At 45.8% G+C, this 21,993-nt stretch carries 23 protein-coding genes and 2 tRNA genes; 17 read left to right on the top strand and 8 right to left on the bottom strand.

What is annotated here, in order from left to right:
* Positions 1-15 precede the first annotated feature (15 nt).
* Positions 16-1,257, top strand: coding sequence for a cytochrome-c peroxidase (locus BM099_RS00395; protein WP_232348933.1), 1,242 nt, complete (start codon positions 16-18; stop codon positions 1,255-1,257).
* 127 nt (positions 1,258-1,384) lie between these two features.
* On the top strand, positions 1,385-1,687 hold the full coding sequence (locus tag BM099_RS00400) for a hypothetical protein (protein ID WP_090722998.1): 303 nt from the start codon (positions 1,385-1,387) through the stop codon (positions 1,685-1,687).
* 197 nt (positions 1,688-1,884) lie between these two features.
* On the opposite strand, the gene BM099_RS00405 is transcribed toward BM099_RS00400, so the two are convergent.
* Positions 1,885-2,931: an NAD(P)H-dependent flavin oxidoreductase gene (locus tag BM099_RS00405; protein ID WP_090723000.1), complete on the bottom strand. Its 1,047-nt coding sequence runs from the start codon at positions 2,929-2,931 to the stop codon at positions 1,885-1,887.
* 230 nt (positions 2,932-3,161) lie between these two features.
* On the opposite strand from BM099_RS00405, the gene BM099_RS00410 reads away from it, so the two are divergent.
* Positions 3,162-3,449: a hypothetical protein gene (locus BM099_RS00410; protein ID WP_090723003.1), complete on the top strand. Its 288-nt coding sequence runs from the start codon at positions 3,162-3,164 to the stop codon at positions 3,447-3,449.
* Between the two features lie 159 nt (positions 3,450-3,608).
* Here BM099_RS00410 and BM099_RS00420 read toward each other — a convergent pair whose 3' ends face one another.
* Positions 3,609-4,151 (bottom strand): gamma carbonic anhydrase family protein, encoded by a 543-nt coding sequence (locus BM099_RS00420; protein ID WP_090723008.1) that lies wholly within the window; start codon positions 4,149-4,151, stop codon positions 3,609-3,611.
* A gap of 170 nt (positions 4,152-4,321) precedes the next feature.
* Here BM099_RS00420 and prlC point away from each other — a divergent pair, with 170 nt between their 5' ends.
* From prlC to BM099_RS00435, 3 genes are all read left to right on the top strand, one after another.
* The gene (prlC, locus tag BM099_RS00425) at positions 4,322-6,352 is read left to right on the top strand and encodes an oligopeptidase A (protein WP_090723010.1); all 2,031 of its coding nucleotides are present in this window, start codon (positions 4,322-4,324) and stop codon (positions 6,350-6,352) included.
* A 180-nt stretch (positions 6,353-6,532) separates the two neighbouring features.
* Entirely contained in the window at positions 6,533-6,790 is a 258-nt protein-coding gene (locus BM099_RS00430; RefSeq protein ID WP_090723013.1) for a YheV family putative zinc ribbon protein, read from the top strand.
* A 46-nt stretch (positions 6,791-6,836) separates the two neighbouring features.
* Positions 6,837-7,430 carry a DNA-3-methyladenine glycosylase I gene (locus BM099_RS00435; protein ID WP_090723016.1) on the top strand — a complete coding sequence of 198 codons (594 nt, stop codon included), beginning with the start codon at positions 6,837-6,839 and terminating at the stop codon, positions 7,428-7,430.
* Positions 7,431-7,462: 32 nt separating this feature from the next.
* On the opposite strand, the gene BM099_RS00440 is transcribed toward BM099_RS00435, so the two are convergent.
* The 4 genes from BM099_RS00440 to BM099_RS00455 are packed head-to-tail and all read right to left on the bottom strand — an operon-like array spanning position 7,463 to position 10,940.
* Positions 7,463-8,836 (bottom strand): MATE family efflux transporter, encoded by a 1,374-nt coding sequence (locus BM099_RS00440; RefSeq protein ID WP_090723018.1) that lies wholly within the window; start codon positions 8,834-8,836, stop codon positions 7,463-7,465.
* A complete protein-coding gene (gene znuB, locus BM099_RS00445) occupies positions 8,836-9,636 on the bottom strand; it encodes a zinc ABC transporter permease subunit ZnuB (protein WP_090723019.1) in 801 nt (266 codons plus the stop codon). The genes BM099_RS00440 and znuB overlap by 1 nt, the downstream gene beginning before the upstream one ends.
* A complete protein-coding gene (gene znuC, locus BM099_RS00450) occupies positions 9,637-10,449 on the bottom strand; it encodes a zinc ABC transporter ATP-binding protein ZnuC (RefSeq protein WP_090723022.1) in 813 nt (270 codons plus the stop codon). It abuts the gene before it with no gap.
* Positions 10,446-10,940: a Fur family transcriptional regulator gene (locus tag BM099_RS00455; RefSeq protein WP_090723025.1), complete on the bottom strand. Its 495-nt coding sequence runs from the start codon at positions 10,938-10,940 to the stop codon at positions 10,446-10,448. Before BM099_RS00455 ends, znuC begins: the two co-directional genes overlap by 4 nt.
* 99 nt (positions 10,941-11,039) lie before the next feature.
* Between BM099_RS00455 and znuA the strand changes: the two genes are divergently transcribed.
* The 3 genes from znuA to BM099_RS00470 all read left to right on the top strand — a co-directional run bounded on the left by znuA (position 11,040) and on the right by BM099_RS00470 (position 12,345).
* Entirely contained in the window at positions 11,040-11,975 is a 936-nt protein-coding gene (gene znuA, locus BM099_RS00460) for a zinc ABC transporter substrate-binding protein ZnuA (protein ID WP_090723027.1), read from the top strand.
* A gap of 110 nt (positions 11,976-12,085) precedes the next feature.
* Positions 12,086-12,172, top strand: a tRNA-Leu gene (locus BM099_RS00465).
* An 86-nt stretch (positions 12,173-12,258) separates the two neighbouring features.
* Positions 12,259-12,345: transfer RNA gene (locus BM099_RS00470), tRNA-Leu, on the top strand.
* Between the two features lie 226 nt (positions 12,346-12,571).
* Here the strand turns inward: BM099_RS00470 and BM099_RS20760 are convergent.
* Entirely contained in the window at positions 12,572-12,700 is a 129-nt protein-coding gene (locus BM099_RS20760; protein ID WP_269750461.1) for a hypothetical protein, read from the bottom strand.
* 499 nt (positions 12,701-13,199) lie between these two features.
* On the opposite strand from BM099_RS20760, the gene rhlP reads away from it, so the two are divergent.
* From rhlP to BM099_RS00505, 6 genes are all read left to right on the top strand, one after another.
* A complete protein-coding gene (gene rhlP, locus BM099_RS00475; RefSeq protein ID WP_090723029.1) occupies positions 13,200-14,033 on the top strand; it encodes a rhombotarget lipoprotein in 834 nt (277 codons plus the stop codon).
* Between the two features lie 7 nt (positions 14,034-14,040).
* Positions 14,041-14,634 (top strand): rhombosortase, encoded by a 594-nt coding sequence (gene rrtA / locus BM099_RS00480; protein WP_090723031.1) that lies wholly within the window; start codon positions 14,041-14,043, stop codon positions 14,632-14,634.
* Between the two features lie 59 nt (positions 14,635-14,693).
* Entirely contained in the window at positions 14,694-15,110 is a 417-nt protein-coding gene (locus BM099_RS00485; protein ID WP_090723033.1) for a YybH family protein, read from the top strand.
* Positions 15,111-15,791: 681 nt separating this feature from the next.
* Positions 15,792-17,549: a S8 family peptidase gene (locus tag BM099_RS00490; RefSeq protein ID WP_090723036.1), complete on the top strand. Its 1,758-nt coding sequence runs from the start codon at positions 15,792-15,794 to the stop codon at positions 17,547-17,549.
* 801 nt (positions 17,550-18,350) lie between these two features.
* The gene (locus tag BM099_RS00500) at positions 18,351-19,079 is read left to right on the top strand and encodes a Tle-like phospholipase domain-containing protein (RefSeq protein WP_090723041.1); all 729 of its coding nucleotides are present in this window, start codon (positions 18,351-18,353) and stop codon (positions 19,077-19,079) included.
* A gap of 111 nt (positions 19,080-19,190) precedes the next feature.
* Positions 19,191-19,703 (top strand): hypothetical protein, encoded by a 513-nt coding sequence (locus BM099_RS00505; RefSeq protein WP_090723043.1) that lies wholly within the window; start codon positions 19,191-19,193, stop codon positions 19,701-19,703.
* Positions 19,704-20,258: 555 nt separating this feature from the next.
* Here the strand turns inward: BM099_RS00505 and BM099_RS00510 are convergent.
* Positions 20,259-20,819, bottom strand: a complete 561-nt coding sequence (locus BM099_RS00510) for a YIP1 family protein (RefSeq protein ID WP_090723045.1) — start codon at positions 20,817-20,819, stop codon at positions 20,259-20,261.
* A gap of 140 nt (positions 20,820-20,959) precedes the next feature.
* Between BM099_RS00510 and BM099_RS00515 the strand changes: the two genes are divergently transcribed.
* The gene (locus BM099_RS00515) at positions 20,960-21,352 is read left to right on the top strand and encodes a MarR family winged helix-turn-helix transcriptional regulator (protein ID WP_198064082.1); all 393 of its coding nucleotides are present in this window, start codon (positions 20,960-20,962) and stop codon (positions 21,350-21,352) included.
* A gap of 172 nt (positions 21,353-21,524) precedes the next feature.
* Positions 21,525-21,791 carry a DksA/TraR family C4-type zinc finger protein gene (locus BM099_RS00520; RefSeq protein WP_090723048.1) on the top strand — a complete coding sequence of 89 codons (267 nt, stop codon included), beginning with the start codon at positions 21,525-21,527 and terminating at the stop codon, positions 21,789-21,791.
* The last annotated feature ends 202 nt before the right edge of the window (positions 21,792-21,993 follow it).

Genomic DNA, 21,993 nt, shown 5'->3' on the forward strand with positions numbered 1-21,993 from the left:
AGCGTTATATTGAAGATGGCGGCGGTGTTTCTTTCTGGTTCGATGATGCGTCTGGTAGTAGTTGTAGGTGTACGTCTAAGAGTACTTTTAGGAATACTTCCAGGAATAGTGGTAGTCGCTATCGGCAACGTCAATGCTGAGCCTCGCCAAGTACAAGCATCACAGGGTTCTCTGGATGCAGCGCTTATCGAAAACCGAAAAGAATCACTCGGCCGGCAGTTATTTTTTGATGTTAATTTGTCACAAAATAGAACCGAGTCATGCGCGAGCTGCCATGCTCCTGATAAGGGGTTCTCGGATCATCGCGGAACGGGAGCTGCATCAGCAGCCTCACGAGGGGATGATGGGCAATCGTTAGGTGATAGAAATGCACCCACAGCCAGTTATGCCGGGTTTTCGCCTGTTTTTCATCAAACCAAAGAAGGTGTTTATAAAGGCGGACAGTTTTGGGATGGACGCGCTAACACGTTAGCAGAGCAAGCAGCAGGACCACCACTCAATCCTGGTGAAATGGCTATGCCGGATAAAACCAGTGTCATTGCTCGCTTACAAGAAAACAGTCACTACCAGGCGGCTTTTAAAGGCATCTATGGCGAGGCCATTTTTCGGCACGCCGATGACGCTTATGCTGCCATGACGGATGCAATTGCTACGTTTGAACGAACCGATTTTTTCTCACCATTTGATGCCAAATATGACCGTTATTTACGTGGCGAGTATCAATTAACACCCGAGGAAGATTTAGGACGCACCCTGTTCTTCTCCCAGCAATTCACTAACTGTAATCTGTGCCACCAACTGCGTACATTGCCTGAGCAACAGGAAGAAACCTTTAGTAATTACGAATTTCATAACATTGGCGTGCCAGCTAACACTGCATTACGTGTGATCAATGAGGTTACACAGCTTGATCAGGGTTTGCTGAACCACCCTGATGTAGAGGACGTAGTCCAGCGTGGTAAATTTAAAACCCCCACACTGCGCAATGTTGCCGTGACTGCCCCCTATATGCATAACGGTATTTTTAAGGACTTACGAACAGTGATTTTGTTTTATAACAAGTACAACAGCCGTAGTGTAAAACGTCAGATTAATCCTGAAACGGGTGATCAATGGCGTGAACCAGAAATACCAGAGACACTCTCTCGTAAAGAACTGGAAACTGGCCCTGCGCTGGATGATAAGCGTATCGATGCGCTGGTGGCATTTCTTAAAACACTGACGGATAAAAAATACGAGCATTTGGTTAAGCCGTAAAGTGATTAAAGGTTATAACTAAAAACTTTTAAAAAAAAGTTTTCTTATTTCAGTTTTGTTTCAGCTACGGGTTTTAAAGTAGCGCCATCAAACAGCGATACACGCTGACGAATTTAAGGAAACGACCATGAAAACTTTACTGACTACTGCTCTTCTTTCTTCAGCTCTTTTGGCTTCACAGGCATTTGCCGGTGGTTTAAGTGATTTTTCTGCACCGTCTGTTGAGGCTAACCTGGCAGTTGGCCAAGTAGCCAGCGCTCAGGGATTTGCACCCGTTGGTAGCCCACTTTCTGATCTGGGTGTTTCGGCTCAAGCGCATTTTGCTGATGCCCATCACACCATTGCCAGTGCTTCTGGTCATGCAAATAGCAATACGCTTGCGTTGACAGGTTTAGAAGTGCCAGCTAAATCAACAGAGGCACAGCTTTAATCATTCGCACGGGAGGCTTTGCCTCCCTTAATTAAACAACAACTCTCATCGTTTTAGCTACCAGAACTTGTCGTTTTAGGCGTAAGCAGCCCCGTAACACTTTTGCTCTCTCATCATGAAGTAGATAGACCTTTAGCCGCTGACTTTCTCATGTTTCATGGACGCTTCAGCGGCTTCTTTTTGTCTGCAGGAAAGTCTTAACCTTCTAACATTACAGGCGAAAGTGCTCTTGTTAAATCTGTAGCTGAAATCTCTTTGCACCCGGTCGCATTTTGTCCACACCAGAGAGGTGAAAAATCAGCGCAGTTATTGGCTTCCGCTTTTGAACGCAGAGCCGTAATGGCGGTTGTGGCCAACGGAAACTCAGGCGTGCTATTACTCATAGGGCCAATTTCCCGAATAACACGGTTGACGATGCTGCGAGCGGGTCTTCCGGAAAATAAGTTAGTCAGTGCAGTGTGCTGTGCTGAGGCGCTTTTCAGTGCGGCGCGGTGAACCTGGCTTGTTTTAGTTTCCGGGCAAAGTAAATAAGCCGTACCGATTTGTGCGGCAATAGCACCCAGCGAAAGCGCTGCGGCAACGCCTTTAGCGTCGGCTATACCGCCAGCCGCTATTACGGGAATATTAACGGTCTGAGCAATTTGCGGCAGTAATGAAAAAGTACCGACCTGCGTGGTTAAATCCTCTGATAAAAAGATCCCTCTATGGCCTCCTGCTTCCAGTCCTTGGGCGATAATGGCATCTGCGCCATGCGCTTCAAGCCATACTGCTTCTTCAACGGTCGTTGCGGATGATAGTACCTTTGCGCCCCACCCTTTTATGCGTGCTAATAAATCAGGAGCAGGCAGGCCAAAATGGAAACTCACGATGGGCGGGCGAAATGCTTCAATTGCATCAGCGATGTCGTGTGAGAACGGTGCCCGGCCAGGGCCTGCGGGGATATCATCAGCATTGATGGCATATTCTGCAAAATAAGGCTGTAGTGCTGATCGCCAAATGCCTTCGCGTTCTGCATTCGCCTGAGGGGGCGTGTGGCAAAAGAAATTCACATTAAAAGGTTTGCTGGTTGTTGCTGTGATGGCCGTTAATTCTGTTTGAATCATCTCAGGTGTCAGCATGGCGCAAGGCAAAGAACCTAGCCCCCCTGCTTGTGATACGGCAATGGCTAACTCGCTGCCCTGCACTCCAGCCATCGGTGCTTGAATAATAGGTAACTCGATACCTAAAAAATCCTTGATATTCATATTTTTAACTTCCCTTTATGTTGCGTACAGCTCAGGCAAACAGTGAATATTTTTGACTCCACACGAGGCCTCCTTACTCTCTATGTTATCTATATTTTGTAATTAATACATATAACTAAAATATTAGTAAAAATAGTTTTTTTATTTCAGTTTCGTTTCAGGTTTGGTTTGTAAAGTAGCCCCATCAAACAGCGACACACGCTGAACTGTTTAAATTAAAGGGAACCATCATGAAAACTTTACTGACTACTGCTCTTCTTTCTTCTGCTCTTTTTGCTTCTCAGGCATTTGCCGGTAGTTTAAGCGATTTTTCTGCTCAGTCTGTTGAAGCTAACCTGGCTACTGGACATGCAGTGACAACGCAAGGTTTTACGGCAGTAAGCAGCCCACTGTCTGATTTAGGTGCTTCTGTCGAGGCGCAATTGGGAAATGGTGCTCATGCTGATGTGAACAGCGCGCATGACGGTGTTGTTGCAAATTTTGGTTTAGTGGCACCGGCTCAATCTAAAGAAGCTTAGTATTAATATAGATTGATAAAAGCTTCAGCATCAACAGGCAATAAGGTGTTGCCTGTTGATGCACAGCATTATGAGCAACACGTTTTTTAAACCGGCTGATTAGCCGGTTTTTGTTGTCTGAAGGCAGCGCCTTGCCGGTCTTTGAAAGTGAAAGCCAGCCTATACTGCCCACTCTTCCTGAAGATGTTGATCTTTTAGTTTTACATAATTACCTGCTGTGTAGGTAAAGTAGCTCATCTCTTTTTCGGTTAACGCCCTCACCTGCTTGACGGGCCTGCCTACATACAGAAAACCGCTGACGAGTGTTTTGCCCGGTGGGACTAAACTACCGGCGCCAATAACCACATCTGATTCAATGACCGCTCCATCCATAATCATGGCTCCCATCCCTACCAGAATACGATCACCAATAGTACAGCCATGCAGCATCGCCTGATGGCCTACGGTGACATGATTGCCGATGATCAGCGGGAAACCGTCTGGATTGTAAGGGCCAGCGTGTGTGATATGCAGAATAGAACCATCCTGGATGCTACATGAGTGGCCGATGCGGATTCTGTGCATATCGCCACGAATAACTACCAATGGCCAGATAGAGGTATCGGCGCCGATTTTTACATCGCCCAGCACGACTGCTGAAGGGTCTACAAAGACTTTATCGCCAAGCGTTGGCGTGATTCCCTGAAAAGATCGAATATTCATTAATTATTACTCGCTTGCATCGCCATCATCAGTCCCCATTGTATACTAATCACTATTTTCTGTTGTACTGCCTATTTACAGACATGAGCACTTATATAAGCACATACAACCGCACCCGTTACGCATTTTGCACGCTCACCTAGCGTTCAGAGCCTGATTTGGAGAGATCAATGAGCAATCCGTTATTGGAACCCGCCCTGCTACCCCCGTTTAGTAAGATTAAACCGTCCGACATTACCCCGGCGGTTGATCAGCTGTTGCAACAAGGGCGTGAGCAGATTGCCAGGCTGACTGAGGATGTCAGCAGCGCTGAGTGGGATAAAGTGATTGCACCGCTGGATACGATTAATGATGCGCTTAATCAGGCCTGGTCCCCTGTGTCACATCTGAACATGGTACTGAACAGCGATGAATTGCGAGAAGCCTATAACGAAAATCTGCCAAAGCTGTCGGCCTATTGGACGGAGATGGGTCAGAATGAAGGCTTGTTTAATGCTTATCGACGGGTATCGGAACAAGCCTCCGGTTTAGATACGGCTCAGAAAAAAGTCCTGGAACATAGTCTGCGCGACTTCCGTTTATCCGGTATTGATCTGCCTGTGGATAAAAAACAGCGTTATGCCGATATTCGCCAGCGCTTATCTGAACTCAGCACTAAGTTTTCTGAAAACGTGTTGGATGCCACGCAGGGCTGGGAAAAGCTGATTACTGATCCCGAGATGCTAAAAGGTATGCCTGAAATGTCGCTGGCGGCGGCCAGGCAAGCGGCTGAAGCCAAGGGCAAAGAGGGTTATCTGTTATCGCTTGAATTTCCGTCCTATTTTCCGGTGATTACGCATTGTGATGATAGGGCCTTGCGCCGTGAAGTGTATGAGGCTTATGCGACACGTGCATCTGATCAGGGACCCACCGCTGGCCAGTGGGATAATTCAGAAGTAATGACGGAAATTCTGACCCTGCGTCAGGAGATGTCGGCATTACTCGGTTTTGACAGTTATGCCGATTACTCACTCGCCACTAAAATGGCCGACACACCCGAGCAAGTGTTGCAGTTCCTGTATGATCTGGCAGATAAAAGCGTAGAGGTCGCACGTCAGGAATATAAAGAGTTATGCGCCTTTGCTAAAGAGGAGTTTGCTGCAGAGAGTGTTGAGTCCTGGGATGTCGCTTACTATTCTGAGAAACTCAAACAAGCACGTTATTCGTTATCACAAGAGATGTTGCGTCCTTACTTTCCGTTTCCTAAAGTTCTGCAGGGAATGTTTGAGGTTGCCAATCGCTTATTTGATATCGATATTGAAGAAATTGCTGAGATGGATAGCTGGCATGCGGATGCGCGTCTGTTTGTCATTAAGCGTAATGACGAGATCATTGCGCGTTTCTATCTGGACCCTTTTGCCCGTGCAAATAAGCGCGGTGGTGCATGGATGGATGTGTGTCGCACGCGTCGACGTTTGCAAGATGGCGCTTTGCAGCTGCCAACGGCTTACCTGGTATGCAACTTTAACGGGCCGGTGGGTAAGGACCCGGCATTGCTGACGCATAATGAGGTAACCACGCTGTTTCATGAGTTTGGTCACGGCTTACATCACATGCTGACGCAGATGGAATATGCGGATGTGAGTGGTATTAGCGGTGTCGCGTGGGATGCAGTAGAGCTGCCTAGCCAGTTTATGGAGAACTGGTGCTGGGAGCCTGAAGCGCTGGCGATTATCTCAGGGCACTATCAGACGGGCGAAACACTGCCGGTTGAATTACTGGATAAGATGCTGGCTGCAAAAAACTTCCAGTCTGCATTAATGATGGTGCGTCAGTTAGAGTTTTCAATTTTTGATTTAAAACTGCATCATGAGTTTGAAGCGGGTAAAACCGATATTCAAGGGTTATTAAACGGCGTTCGCCAGCAGGTTGCGGCGATAACACCCCCTGAGTTCAATCGCTTTCAGCATAGCTTTAGTCATATTTTTGGTGGCGGTTATGCGGCGGGTTATTACAGCTATAAATGGGCTGAAGTGTTATCCGCCGATGCATTTTCAATGTTTGAAGAGCAAGGCGTCTTTAATCAGGAGGCAGGCCAGCGTTTCCTTAAAACCGTTTTGGAAAACGGCGGCTCTAAAGAGCCGATGGAACTGTTTGTCGCATTTCGTGGGCGAGAACCAAAAGTGGACGCATTGCTAAAACATTCCGGCATCAATGTTTAGAAACTTTTGCACGATGGCTCCTTTGTCTGCTGGCGGTGCTAGAAACGTACTCAATGGTTATTTATAAACATAAATTCCCTTATTGCGTGCGTTTTTGCCTGGCCAGAAAACAAAGCTTCGGTGCGTGCAAAAGTATCGTTTAATATTCAGTTCCCGGATTCCTGAGAAAGAGAGGTTATTATGTCGGTTATCAAACGCTTTGTGGCGGGGGCTGTATGCCCTCGTTGTGGCGAAATGGACACGATTCGCGTTTATCGTAATGAGATTCGTGAATATCGTGAATGTATTAAGTGTGATTATGTCGATGGACAAAACCTGGACGGTTCGCCAGAGGATGAGGCTGAGCTGGTAACTCGGGTGAATCAGCAAAAAGAAGATACGCCTGATACACAAGTTATTCAAATTATGGCAAACCCGAAACCGAGTAAAAAGCACTAGGCATGACTCACTGCTTATTTAATCAAACGTGTAAAGGGAGAGGGTAATGTGTCAGCGCTGCTTTTGGGCGACAGGAGTTACCGAACTAGAGGCTGTTTATCATGATGAGGAGTGGGGGGTTCCGAAAACAGATGATCAGACACTCTTTGAATTCTTGATTTTAGAAGGCGCGCAAGCAGGCCTGAGCTGGCGGACGGTTCTCGAAAAACGCGAGGGCTACCGCCGCACCTATCATGATTTTGATCCTTTGGTTGTCGCTGCATTTGGCGATGCCGAGCAGCAAAAAATGCTGGCAGATCCTGCTATTATCCGAAATAAACTTAAAGTAGCGTCATCTGTCTCGAATGCGCGTGAGTTTCTGCGCTTACAGCAGGCGCATGGAAGTTTTGCCCGTTATCTGTGGAGCTTTGTGGATAACCGGCCGATTCAAAACAGCAGGAACGATCACAGCGAAGTACCCGCTGAAACAGAGATATCCAAACAGCTCTCTAAAGCATTGAAAAAAGAGGGGATGCGCTTTGTTGGTCCCACCATCATGTACGCCTATATGCAGGCGGTGGGCATGGTGAATGATCATGAAGTGAGTTGTTGCCGATATCAGGCCTGTCGGGAGGCGGGTGCCACATTTTCTTTGGCTTAATAGCGCTTTATGAAAGCAAAAACTCAGCGCGTTCAGGCAGCGGTTTTTCGTATGATTGACCACTGCTGTTTACGGCTCAATTGCCAGAAAACCCAGCCACCACTGATACCGCGGGCGAGAAACAAGCTCAGATAGGCGATCCAGAGGCCATGATTACCCAGGGGCAGGAGTAACCACCACAGAGGAATAAATACACCGAACACCGAGAGTAGCATGGTGTTCTGCATCGCTTTTACCTGCGTAGTCCCGATAAAAATCCCATCCAGTAAAAAGCTCCACACGCCAATCAGGGGTAAGATGATTAACCAGGGCAGGTAAATCATGGCTTGCTGCTGTACCTCTTTAATGGAGGTTAGCAGCTGAATAACCCAGCCACCGGCGACCCAGAAAAACAGTGTAAAGAGTAGGGCGGTTATCACTGACCAGATGGCAGCAGTCGTGACCGTGCGATAAAAGCCAGCCATATCCTGGCGGCCGGTGCGTTTACCGATTAAGGCTTCTGTTGCGTGGGCAAAGCCATCCAGACCATTCGAGATCAGCAGTATAAAGTTGAGTAATACCGCATTCGCAGACAGAATATCAGTGCCCTGGCGTGCCCCCTGTGCGGTAAAAAATGCCATCGAAAAGAGTAGGGCAAGGGTGCGGATAAACAGATATCGGTTGACCTGAAACAAAGCGGTATAGTGTTTGATCCGGGTGAGTGATGCGGCCAGCAGTTGTCCGCCCATCGGTCTTAAGAGGCGCCGACAGAGGTACAAGCCGAGCAACAAGCTGCCATATTCTGCCAATACCGTCGCCAGTGCGACACCATCGGCATGCATCCCCAGCCCGTAAACGGCAATAATATCCAGGATCATATTCAGCAGATTAGTGACCGTCAGCAAAAGGAGCGGGATTTTGCTGTTCTGATTGCCGAGAAACCAGCCGAGTAATGCAAAATTACACAGCACCGCGGGCGCACCATAGACGCGAATCGACGCGTATTGGCGAGCTTCTTCGGTGACTAATGGCTCGGCGGCTATCCACTGCAGTGCCAGCTCTATGATGGGCCCTTGCAGCAGAATAATACACAGGCCAATACCCGAGGCCATCACCAGTGATTGTGCCAGCAGGGTGCGATTGGCGGTGGCGTCATTTGCGCCGACAGCCTGTGCCGTCAGGCCGGTGGTGCCCATGCGTAGAAATCCGAAGGCCCAGTAAACCACTGAGAAGATCATGCTGCCGATAGCAACAGCGGCGAGGTGCTTGCCGTCCGGCAGGTGGCCGATAACAGCCGTATCGACCAGGCCGACCAAGGGGACGGTGATATTGGAAAGAATCATCGGCCATGCCAGCGACCAGACTTCTTTATGGTCGCGTTTGGAGGGGCGCAAAGCAGTCCAATTGATGTGAGCGGCCCTGGACATCAGGCGTTGGATGTCTGTCGGGATGGTAGTAGATAAATAACCATGAACTCAAACAGCGCCGCAACCACCACGGAGGGGCCGGCGGGAGTATCCCATGTCCATGAGCCCCAAATACCTAATAAAACAGCAAAGCAGCCCAGAAGCGAGGCGTAAATGGCCATCTGCTCCGGTGTTGTTGACAGGCGACGCGCGGCAGCGGCAGGTATAACCAGCAGCGAGGTAATCAACAGAATACCGACGATTTTCATCGCCACGGCAATCACAATGGCGATAAGCACCATTAAAATGAGACGGGTGCGGCTGACATTGATCCCTTCGACCTGTGCCAGTTCTTCGTTGATGGTGATAGCGAGTAATGGCTCCCAGAATATACGTATGGTGATTAAAACCGCTGCGCCGCCGGCAAGAATCCATACCAGATCGGCCGGGGCGATGGCGAGCAGATCGCCAAAAAGGTAATCCATAAGGTCAAGCCGGACATCGTCGACAAAGGAGATGGCGACTAAACCTAAAGAAAGGGTGCTATGTGCCATGATGCCCAGCAGGGTGTCGGTGGCGATAAGGCGTTGCTTTTGTAACGCAACCAGCAGGAGTGCTAATAATACGCAGCAGACGATCACCGCCAGATTCAGGTTGAGGTCCAGCAAGATACCCAGTGCCACGCCCAGGAGCGCCGAATGCGCCAGACTATCGCCAAAATAGGCCATGCGTCGCCACACCACAAATGCGCCCAGAGGGCCTGCGACTGCCGCTACACCCAGTCCGCCGATAATGGCATAAATAAGAAAATCGTAAGTCATTTAGTGGTTACACTCTTTATTATGCGCTTCTTTGTGTAATGCTCTTTGTGCTTCTTCGGGATGCGGATGGTCAGCAATGACATCGCCATGCGTGTCATGATTGTGGTTATGGCGATGGTTATACAGCGCCATGCTGGCTGCGCCCTGTTTGCCGAACAGCTCGATAAAAGACGGGTCGTTACTGACATGTTCAGGATGCCCCGAGCAGCAAATGTGATGATTAAGGCAGACCACATGATCGGTTGATGACATCACCAGATGCAGATCATGAGAGATCATCAGTACGCCACAGCGACGTTGTTTGCGGATGCGGGCTATCAAGTCATAGAGTTCTACCTGGCCATTAATATCAACACCTTGCACGGGCTCATCCAGGACTAATAATTCGGGTTCACGCAGCAGTGCCCGCGCCAGCATTACTCGTTGTGTTTCGCCGCCGGAAAGATCATGGATTGAGTGGTTCATCAGGTGTCCGGCACGGACATCGTCCAGTGCTGTTTGCATCTGTGATGCATCTTTGACGCGTGTGGTTTGTAAAAATCGCTTTACCGTGAGCGGAAAGGTGCGATCAATATGCAATTTTTGCGGCATATAACCGACACGTAGGTTCGGTTGTAACCAGACGTTGCCACGCGTGGGCCTGATCAAGCCAAGAACTATGCGTACCAGGGTGGTTTTACCGGCGCCATTGGGGCCGATCAACGTGGTAATACAATCTTTATGCAGTGTCAGGTTGACGTCTTGCAGCACATGGTTGTGTCCAAACTGGACATTAATCTGGTCGAGCCTGACTAAGTCTACGGGATGGCTCATAGGGTATTGTCTTCTTGTTGGCAGTTCGGGCAGATGCCGGCGACTTCCAGCATTTCGCTTAGCACGCTAAAACCTACGGCATTTGCCGATGCTTTAATTGCTTTAGACACGGCCTCGGATTCCAGCTCAACCGCACTGTGGCAGCGGGTGCAGATCAGAAAGCTGTTATTGCAATGATGTTCAGGATGGCTGCAGCCGATAAACGCGTTAAGCGAGGCAATGCGGTGAACCAGCCCTTGCTCCTGAAGAAAGTCTAATGCCCGGTAAACCGTAGGCGGAGCCGAATTAAAACCGGCCTCTGCCAGCGCCGGTAAAATATCATAAGCACCGAGCGGTTTATGGCTTTGCCAAATGAGCTTTAGTACCAGCTCACGCACGGGCGTCAGGCGTTGTTGTCGGCCACGGCAAAGCTCAGCCGCATCCTGTAACGCCTGAGTAATGCAGCGACTATGATCGTGCTCGGGTAGAAAAGCGACTTCGGCATTGTTCATAGGTCATCGCTCATAGATAATGAGTCATAGGTTATAAATTATGGGCAATAAGTCTTAGTTTTGTTATATTGTAACATCAAATTAGACTGGAAGAAGAGCATGCGTCCACAAAGTTTCCTTTTGTCATTAGTATTCACCGTATTTCTTCCTGTTGCCGCCGCATCGGAGCTGAAAGTACTGACCAGTATTGCGCCAATACAGCTGATTGCCAGTGAAATTCTGGCAGACGTCACTAAGCCGGATGTCTTATTACCTGCTGGCGCATCGCCGCATCAATACTCTTTGCGCCCCTCGGATGTGCGCAAAGTGAAGCAGGCGGATCTCATCTTCTGGGTAGGACCCGGGTTAGAGCGGTTTCTGGAAAAAACATTACGTTTAACCGATGCAAGGGTGGTGCAATTATTGGAATCCGATAGTGAGCATGCGCATGTGCATGAATCACAACATCAGGATGCCTCTGATAATCTGTTAGCCAGCAGTCAGCAACACAAAGAGCAGCATGAAGACCATCATCATGGTGATTCAGATCCGCATATCTGGCTCGATCCACTGCATGCACTGGAAATAGCCGAAGTCATCCGTGATGCAGCGGTTAACGCGGCACCTGAACAGCAACAAATACTCGACAAAAATTATGCAGAGTTTGCTGAGGCGCTGTTGCAACAGGATAAGCGCATAATGACAGAATTAGCGCCGTTGAGTCAGCGGGGATTTGTCGTCTTTCATGATGCTTACAGTGGTTTTGTTGAGCATTATAATCTGTTGCAATTGGATGCAGTCACCGTTGATCCTTCCCGCAAGGCAGGCGCAAAGCACATAATAGAGCTACGTGAGGCCGTCATTCAAAGTAAAGCAGTGTGTGTGTTCAGTGAGCCGCAGTTCAATGCCGCGGTATTAAAAACCATTACTTCGGGAACCTCTATTCGTACGGCTGAGCTCGATCCGCTGGGGCAAAAAATAGAGCCTGGAAAAGGGGCTTATTTAGCATTTCTCGCTGACTTTGCAGAAGCGTTTAAAGCGTGTTTACAGAGTTGAAGCTGGTCTGGCTGTCGGTCTAAAAGTGTTGTCGGTGCTGAATTTTCCAAATTACGGCAAAACGGCTTCCCAAACAGAAATTCGGTCTATATAATACCGCCCACTTTCGAGCAGATGTGGTGGAATTGGTAGACACGCTAGCTTCAGGTGCTAGTGCCTTCACGGGCGTGGGAGTTCGAGTCTCCCCATCTGCACCACGTCCTGTTTCTTCAGGGCGGGTGCTGAAAGTAAAAATCCTCAGAGTGTACCCTCTTTAAACGTACACAGGTTAAATACGACCGATGCAGATGTGGTGGAATTGGTAGACACGCTAGCTTCAGGTGCTAGTGCCTTCACGGGCGTGGGAGTTCGAGTCTCCCCATCTGCACCAATCGGTTAACCTTTATGTCCCATAAGCGTTTCATTTAACGAGCCACTTCCAACCCCTAATTCTTCTTTCATCTTCTTTGTTATCTATATCTCTTTTGCGTGAATAGCCGCTGCTGCCTTATTTCTTTTTTTGCCTTACTTATATCGCGCTTGTATACCTGGCTCATACAAATAGCAGACGTGAAAAAGCCGGGGCGGCCCCGGCAAAAAATGGGTGGGCAGGGTGTCTATTTCATTAAAATAACAACCTGCACAATGGCGGGCAAAATAGCGATAGCCAAGCCTCCCACCACCATCAGAATTGATGGAACTACACCGATTACTTCAACGCCTTGTTCTACATGTGAATCTGTCATTGTTGTATCTCCACGTATCTTTGTTTAATTACTATAGATATAGCAATGACAGTGCCAGCTTTTGAAATATATATTTAACTAATTGTTTTTAATGTATTTTATGGAATTATTTAGCGGTTGGTTAAATCAGTGAAATAAAATAAAGTGACATGAATTACGCCAAATATGGCATTTTTTGTCATATTTGGATTTGTGGTTTTTCTGGAAATATTCCTCTGATCTGTTTTGTTGCTGAAGCGTCCATTTAGCCTACCTTTAGCTGCGTAATTGACGCTGCATAAATACAGAGATCTGACACTTAAATCGATACCATAATATTAGGGATGAGTGGTATTGTAGCAATTAATAGGTCTTCTTCTTTTTTGGTTGGTTGTCTTCCTGCGTACCGCGACTGCAGTGGCTGGGGGAGAAGACTGAATAAGTATCAAGTCAAAGCAGGCGGACTTGGTAAAGCTGTTTGAGGCTTAGGCGCTGCAAATATTTTTGCTAAGGAGAATCTATGAAAACCCTGATTAGTAAAGTGTGCTTCTTTGCGGTTATCGCCTTGTTTTTAACCTCATGTGCATCATATTTTGGGCTGGAGGGGCGTAGAGGCGTTTCCAGTAGTCTCGTCGATTATCTGTATCCAGATGGTCAGGTCCCTCCAAAGCATGATGAAACCACACCGCATCTGCGTCTTCCGCTTACCGTTGGTTTGGCGTTTGTTCCGTCGGAGAAAGGTACATCTTTTTCGCTGCCAGAAGCCAAAAAAACCCAACTGCTTGAAGTGGTTAAACAGAAATTTGTTGGACTGGATTACGTAAAAGAAATAACCATTGTTCCAGAAACCTACATGCGCTCCTCTAAAGGGTTTGAGGGCGTGGGGCAGATAGCGCGGTTATACGGTTTAGACATAGTTGCGTTGGTATCCTATGACCAGGTCGCCGTTACCTCGGAAACGAAAAGCTCCGTCTTGTACTGGACCATTGTTGGCGCTTATTTCATAAAGGGAAACCAGAATCAGGCGACTACTTTTGTCGATACCGCTGTATTCGATGTCAATTCCAGAAAAATGCTGTTCCGTGCGCCAGGCGTCAGTGATGTTCAACAATCCTCTTCGTTGGTGGAAGTGGATCAGGTGAACAGAGGAGTGAGAGAAAAGGGCTTCGAATTAGCTGTGGCAGACATGACAAATAATCTGGCCGTCGAACTTGACCGATTCAAGGAAAAGATAAAAGAGGATAAGAGTGTGCAGATAACACACAGTCAGGGATATGGCGGGGGTGGCGGAATTCAATGGCCATTTTTGTTGATCTTGGCCGGACTGGCAATTTTAAGGATGGCTAAAAGGTAGCGGTCTTATGCGGGCGGCAAGGGGCAAAGTTCTGGGTGCGAGTGCGTTTGTTTTTTGTCTTTGGCTACTCCAGAGCTATCGGGAGGTGTTGGAGCTCGACCGACAGCAACTATTATCTGGAGAGATTTGGCGAATCTGGACCGGCCATTTAGTGCACACCAACAGCTTTCATTTCGCTCTAAATATTGCGGCGGCAATCATTATCTACTTCACGTTTTTTCTGAGGATAAAATCAGGCGAACTGTTGCTGTATAGTTTTATTTTTGCGGCGCTAATCAGCGTAACTTTATTATATATCTACCCAAGTCTCGGTTGGTATAACGGCCTGTCAGGTCTGCTACACGCACTAGTGGCCTATTTCTCGGTGCGCCTGGCCAGTGATGGAGACAAGGTATTTTGGGCAGGCTTGGTCATTATATGGCTGAAAGTATTGGTTGAGGCGATACGTTCACACCTTGGTTATGAAAGTCTGGTTGGCGATATGTCAGTGATAACCGAGGCTCATCTGATAGGTGCATTTTTTGGTACTGTCACAGCCTTGATTTGTATGGTGTATTGGCGAGGGAAAGACAAACCTGAACTTAAATCAATAAGTAAATAAAGGAAAAGCGACATCCTGCAGTCAGTAATCACTTTCATTAGACAAATATAGGTTTGAAAATGAATATTGAAATTATTCACTTAACTTCACAATGGGATAAATCAGTAGCGAATTGCGATTCAGGTTCACTAGCAAAAGACTATATCGAAAACGTAGAAGTATTTGATATAGGAACTCAACTGGTTGGATGTGAGAAATATAAAGCGTTATGGAATTCCTGCTTTCCGTATTTTGGAAAGTCACCGAAAGTAAGCAGAAGAAAAGTTAAATTATATGCAGGCAACGATCTGGCTTTTATGCATTTCTATTCAAAGGTTAGCGGCAGCAAAATAGCTAATCCAGATGAACAGCCCTGGTGTCGTACGACTGTTTGTTTTCAAAAGTTAAGCGGCGAGTGGTTCGTCGTGCATGAGCATGTTTCCATGCCGATTGACTTTGAAAAAGGGGTGCCTGCTTTAATAATGGGTGAGCCGTAAGTGCCAGACCCTCGATCCTTAACGAGGGCGCTTTTTTGGGCTCACTGAAATACTTTAATAAAGAGTGTTAGTGCACGTATTGAGTCCAGTCTTTTTAACATTGGACTATCACAAAGGGTGTGGGGTTTTATCGGCTGATATACATCAGCATATTTTCCAGCCTGAAAATCATCATTAAATCTGTTTTGCTAGTTCATGCACCTGAGTATCTGTTATATCTTTATCTTTGGACAGAAAACCCTGTTTGCGCCAAGTGTCGCAAGACCTTGCAGACTATATTGGGGCGACAAATAAAGGTTTGGTTTTAGGCAATGATCGTTTTATCGATATGCGGGTTGTTTATACCCCGGCTCAGCCGAACAGTAACCCTTTGATTGCCCGTAAAAAGATTACGCTGTTGTGATTATTTACTGAAGATGGTGGGTGAATTTTGACCCGCTTAGGTGAGTGAATAATCAGGTCATATTGGATATTTCCATTTATTTCAACTCATTAGGTAATGATGACTGCTGGCACGGAACTTGTATTGCTCGTTGTAAGTAGAGAAGTGAGTTGTTTGAGCTTTCTCAAGTAATTAAGCCAAAGTAACGCTTATTGGCCGCGTTAGTTTTAATTACGTTGAAATTCAATTTTATCGGAACGTGAACGGAATTATTTCTAAGATAATCACCAGGTCTGAATATGACATTATTCCTACAAATTGTATCTTTCGTCTTCATTCTCGCGGCTGCCGTGGGTTGGGGGCATTGGGTATGGGATTCTAATCGATCGATCGAAGTGCCTGAAAAACTCAGCCAAATTCTAGTACACGGGATTCCGGAAAGCGACGCATTAGGACTTGCCGATGCCGTTGCAGTTGGCATTATCGGACGTATTGCGGAACACGGGCGAAATGTAGCGTTTATTAATGAAGCAGCGGTTACTGCTGTTGATGCATATGGTATACAGGCGTTGACTCGTGTATCCCAGCCAGCGCCATCTTTATTGCAAGCCTCAGGACAACCAAAAGCATTAGATATAGCTATCGAGTTCGCTGGATCAAAGGTAGAAACTAAAGGTTTGAATAGCCTTTTAAGCATCGACTCACAGCATAAAGGGGCGCTTTCAATTGCTTTGTTGCTCGAAAAACAGGGAGATAAATTTATTGGTCTTGCCTCTTCCAGTTTTGCATCAAACAACGCCTATGGTTTTGCCATACCTATTGAGGGTAAAGCGCAAACAATAGCTGAAGAAATAGCAATGCGTTTCGTGCAAGCCCATTATGCAGAAGAAGATTCTTTTTACTCTGCTCTCGAACCAACAGACTTTCGTACATTCTGGATGATCCGCAAAAACGCAGCAGAAATTGCTATTAAAGCATCTAGTGGAAATGATGCATCAGTCCAACAAGAAGCAAAAAATGCCTATGATAGTATCAAGCATTTAGTACATCGTTACACCAAGCGTCCAGAATTGCAGAAGCTGGCTGCCTACCTGTCGTCAGTTAGCGAAGATTATGCACAAGCAATCACACATTTGAGATTTTTAAGTGATTCAATTCAAAGTGATGAAGAAAAAAATAAAATTTATGGAATGGTGTCTGCTCTTGAGGCTGATGCCCGGTCGAACATTGACATAGAAGCGACGACATCTTCGCAATCATTAGTGTCCACCGCATACCCAGGGTTCACCGAACTTGAAGCCGGCATTCTTTCAGATCCTTTGATCAGTGCAATGGGTGCTAGCCAGCTTTCTCAGGTAATTCAGCATATGGATTCTGCAAGGAAACCAGATTTAATTCTCGTACTTGGTGCATTTGATAAGCTAGCTCCGTTCGGAAGCCGAGTGGCGCCATTATCTGAGCAGGATCGAGATGTGAATGATAGCTTACTTCCACATACCGAAAGCGTTGCGTCTGTTATAGCAACATTAGCACCTTCAGCAAACGTGAAAGTAGTAAAAGCACTCGATGGAAGCGGTGGTGGAACAGAAGCAAAAATACTTGAAGCAATAAATCGCGCTATTGCAGCCAAACCTGAAGTCATAGTCATTCCGTTAGGGCCAATCTCAGACATTGTGAAAAGAAGCCTTGCTCAAGCGGCCAAAAATTCGTTAGTCCTGGTTGCCGCAGGTAATGAGAGAGAAAAGATGGAGCATGCAAAAATACCTGGAGTAGTGTTTGTCGGCGCGGAGAACGAAGGCGCACCTGCAGGGTATTCTAACTATGGCAAGGGTGTCGATTTTTATGCGCCTGGATCCGTAATGACCTTTGATCACGGTGGGAAATTAGCAAGAATGACTGGAACCTCGTATTCAGTAGCAATTGCATCAGCAATTGCAGCGAATCTTGCTGCTTTATCAAAAACCCGAATAACACCGGATATTCTGGAACAACAATTACTACTTCAAACAGAAATATCTAAAGCCGGGAGGATGCTGAAAATAGCAAGTGAAAACTGATACATATGGTTTTCTCAAGTGTAGGCTTAAAAAGAAAGGGAGAGCTACATATGACAGCCATCACTTTCCTATCAATTTGTTTTCTAGCAACAATACTGTCTGCATGTGTTACGCAATCTCACAACTAAGTCCAGAAATTCAGGCTTTAATTAATTCAGAGAATACGGATCATGCTGAGGTAAAATTTAAACTGCTAGTTCATTTGATTTTGGGCGCGGTGTCAGTCGCGGCGAAAAAGAAGCTTTGAAATGGTCTCCAAAACAATATTAATAATAAAAAAATATACAAAAAAAACCGCCTGACGAAAATTACTTAGGGACCGAACCTGAACGCTTCGGTCAACGCGCACGGCAGTTAAAAGTTAACCGCCAAATTCAGCACGGCACAAAGTACAGTCTTGAAGGCGACAAAGGATTAGAGCGTTTGACACTTAGCGCAAAAAGAAAATGAACGCTTAGTGTTTAATGTACTGCCTGGTAAATAATATCGACATAATCGCTAGCCAGGGAGAAATGAGGTATTGATGGAAGGCTCAGGCGGCTTTCGACCAGAGTAAGCCTAATAGCCAATATCTGAATGAATTTAAGCGTGTTTGAATCGATAAAAGTGAGCGAATACATAGTCGCTCAGGGATTAATAATAAACCAGGAAGGGCTGTGTTTTTTTAGAGATGATGAATCCGACAGTATCGTTAGAGGTATCGAAGATTAAAACGATAACTCACAGCTTCAGGTAGGGCTAATCTAAATAACTCTAATAAAATGTTGGACCTTGAACATTAACTATACATAGAAGATATCAATGAAGAAAAAGATTCAATCGATGACAGCGGAAGTCGCTGGAGATCTCGCAATTTATGCAATGATGTCTGCAAATGCATATAAAAAAAAGGCTAAACGTGTTCGTTTTGATTTGAATAAACTTGGATGGCAGCAAGTAGATCTAAATGGAAAACTAACCGATAAGCCAGCAAAAGTGCACAAGATATCAGGCTTGGCTTACAATATTTATGAAAAAGTAGGTACAAATAAAGTTGTATTTGCTTTTCGAGGTACAGATAGCAAGAACGATTATCTCTGGGCAAATTTATCGGTCCCACCTTTTAATTTTCAATATCGTCAAGCGAGAAAGGCTATAAGGAAATATCTTATTGAGCATCGTAATAAAGATGTGGTTGCTACAGGACATTCTCTCGGTGGTGGTTTGGCACTGAGTGTATCGGTACGTCTTGGCGTTAAAGCTTTCGCATTTGATCCATCCCCACGAGTTTTTGATGGACTAGGAAATGTGCATAAGCCAGCAGAACGAGTCATTGTGTATCAAAAGGGAGAGATTCTAAGGCTTGTAAGGAAGCTATGGAAAAAAGACAATGAAGTCGTGAAGAGAAAAAATGTATACGAGTGTAATTATCCTAAGGTGTTTAAGGGTAAGAGCAAACATAGAGGGGACTTGTTAGCCAAAGGACTCCTTGTTGAAGGTGCCACAGCAAATCCTGAGCTAAGTCTGGATTTGGCATTTATTGTCAGTTAGCTTACCCGGCAATGGTATTTACTGGAATACAAGCAGTACGGTTTTGCAAATGTCATGTGTCTATTATTCCGCTTGTTTTCAGTGATACCGGTCGTTATGAGCTTTTAAGTTATGAAATTTAACATAATTAAGGAAGTTGCGCCTACCATCCAGAGTGTGTTGGTTTCGTTGGCCATAATATCGGGTGGGCTTTGGGCTATTATCACACAAACCCAAGAACTGAGTTCATCGATAAATGTGTCCATGACAGCAGAGCAGGTTTTACTACCTGAAGAATCCACGTCAAAAAAAACTATACTTGTTGAAGTGGTTACTCAAAGTACCGGTGGACAAGTAGTGGAATATAACTTTGCCCAGACAACTCTTTCTGTTTCAAAACAGATACCTGTAGATGATCAAAATACGTACAAAACTGGACAGAAGCTATATGTGGGGAAATTCGTAGGGGAAGAAACTCCTCCAAATTTTGGTCGGCTAGCTCCAGATGGAAAGATCATTTACAAGTACGCAGTACTAGTTGATGCTCCTGGTTTGTACTCAATACTATTTAAAGCAATTCCAATTGGTAGTAAAGACGAGAGGAGCTTCTACTTTTCGGCAAGGGAAGCAATTGTTGTAAAGTAGTATTCTGAATTAAGCGAATTGCGCGATAATGTATTCACTTTAGATGGTTGCCCGCAACTTACATAACACATATGAGCCTTATCAAGTGAATATGTCAAAGTAACTTTTTTCGGCGGCGTCAGCAGTCAATTATAAAATCATTATCAGGGCCGTTTACTCCATTTGTCTTTGTCGGCTGTTAGTTTAGTAACAGTAGACATACCACGGACATTGCTTCGGGCGCGTATGGATAAACGGAATCAGAATACTTATTATTTAGCCCAGTCTTTTTAAAATAGAACTATCACAAGGGTGTAGGTTTTTACGGTAAGGGAAGCACTGTTTTTAACGGTAGATATACTGCAGCATATTATTAAGCGTGAAAATAATCGCCAGATATGATTTGCTAGCGAAGAGAACTTTAAGGCCTGTATTCACCGGCTGAAAGAGTAGATTGGGAACCATAAGGTGTCGATCCGTGCTTATGTCTAGCTACTCGTTAACTAAAAGAAAGGCGCTTCCCTATAATAGTTAGCGCCTTTTTCGTTGGCTAGCTCATCAGTAGGCCCAAGCTCATCAGTATGCCCAAACAATGACCAGCAATAAAACCCAAGCCAGAAAAGAAGCTGCAATAATAGTGTAGGTCGCTGACATACTAACCACATCACTTCCTGAGCCTTGGCTCAATGCCTTACAACCCTGATACATCAGGATAATGGACAAGATTAGAGCTAAGCTTACAATCAATATATTAAACAGCAACACCGGCACCAACAGGGCTAATGAGGAAAGCCATAAAGGCAAGGGTGCAATAGCTGCTACAAGATAAGCATCATGGTAACTGACTTGTAACTTGTGCCCTTCCAGCACCGATTGAATCAGCCAACCCATAACAAAAAAGGTGAGTAGCTCTGCTAAGTAGAGGGTGGTGGTTATAAAGTGCCAATCTTTATCGCCAAACCCAGGCAGAAAGCTGTCGCCATAATGGGTACCGGCATAATACATAATTACCGGAGGCACAAAAGACAAAGGAACCACTAAAAGCCAGGCAAGTGCGGGAATGGATAGATTTTTTTGCTGTAGTTCAGACCAACCTTTTGCAGAGAAAGGTAGCCCAATGATTAATGAAATATTCATGGTTGCCTCCATATACATCATGTTGTGATATATATCTTATAGTTCATTTTTTGATCACTGACAAGCAGATTTTTATCAATGAGAGTTATATTGACGAGAGTTATATTAATGAGAGTTTTATCAATGAAAGGACAATTAAAGTGAATCAACTCAGCAAGCAGGATTTTCAAAATCTGTCAGATTTTCGTTTTCGGTTAAGAGCCTTTCAGCGTCACAGTGAAGATATCTGCAAAAGCCACGGCTTAACCTCACTGCAATATTTGCTCTTACTGCACCTTAAAGGCTTTACTGATAGAGAGTGGGCAACCATTAGTGAGTTATCAACAAAGCTACAGTCCAAACACCACGCTACGGTTATGCTGATTGACCGTTGCAGCGAGCTGGGTTTAGTTGAACGCCGCGTGTCTGCAAAGGATAAGCGCTGCATTGAAATACATCTCCTGGCCAAAGGTGAAACGCTCGTTGAAGCCATCGCCTGGCAACATCGGCCTGAACTGAACCATCTACAGCAAAGCTTTCCTGCAGCACAATAGAGACCTTTAATAAGTGATATAGGTTAAAGTAGTCGCTGCATATTATTTAGCATGGAAATAATCGTCAGATCTGTTTGGTAGTGAAGGGGACTTTAAGGTCTGTCATCACGGGCTGAAGTGAAAATCTTCATTGACCATTTATCACATTGATAACAAGAAGTAGGTATTAGACATGGCGGGAGGCTGGGCTCGTGACGGAGCCGTACAGGATCAGATTGACGCTAGCGTAGAAGATGCGGTGACGCTGGCAAGGAGCCATATTCAATCCGGAGAAAGTGCCGAGTTCTGCGAAGCCTGTGATTCTGCCATTCCAGAAGCAAGACGCGCAGCGGTTCCGGGTGTACAGTATTGCGTATCCTGCCAATCGAGCTTAGAAGCTGAGGAAGTTAGTGCCGGCGGAATAAACCGTCGTGGCAGCAAAGATAGTCAACTCAGGTAACTCACGCTTCAGCTTGTTCGTTTATTCCATTTGCTTTGCTTTCCTGCCGTATCAATAACCTCTTGATTTATAAGCGGCATATCAGAGTGCGCTTGTGCCTGGGGCTGGTTGCAAGAGTCATCTCCTACGACCAAAACAGGTAATTTTTCGTTCCAAAGTACCATATAGGTATAGATTGACCTCTCCTATGATAAAATGAGTC

This window comes from Neptunomonas qingdaonensis (assembly GCF_900113275.1).
GTDB classification, from domain to species: Bacteria; Pseudomonadota; Gammaproteobacteria; order Pseudomonadales; family Balneatricaceae; genus Neptunomonas; species Neptunomonas qingdaonensis.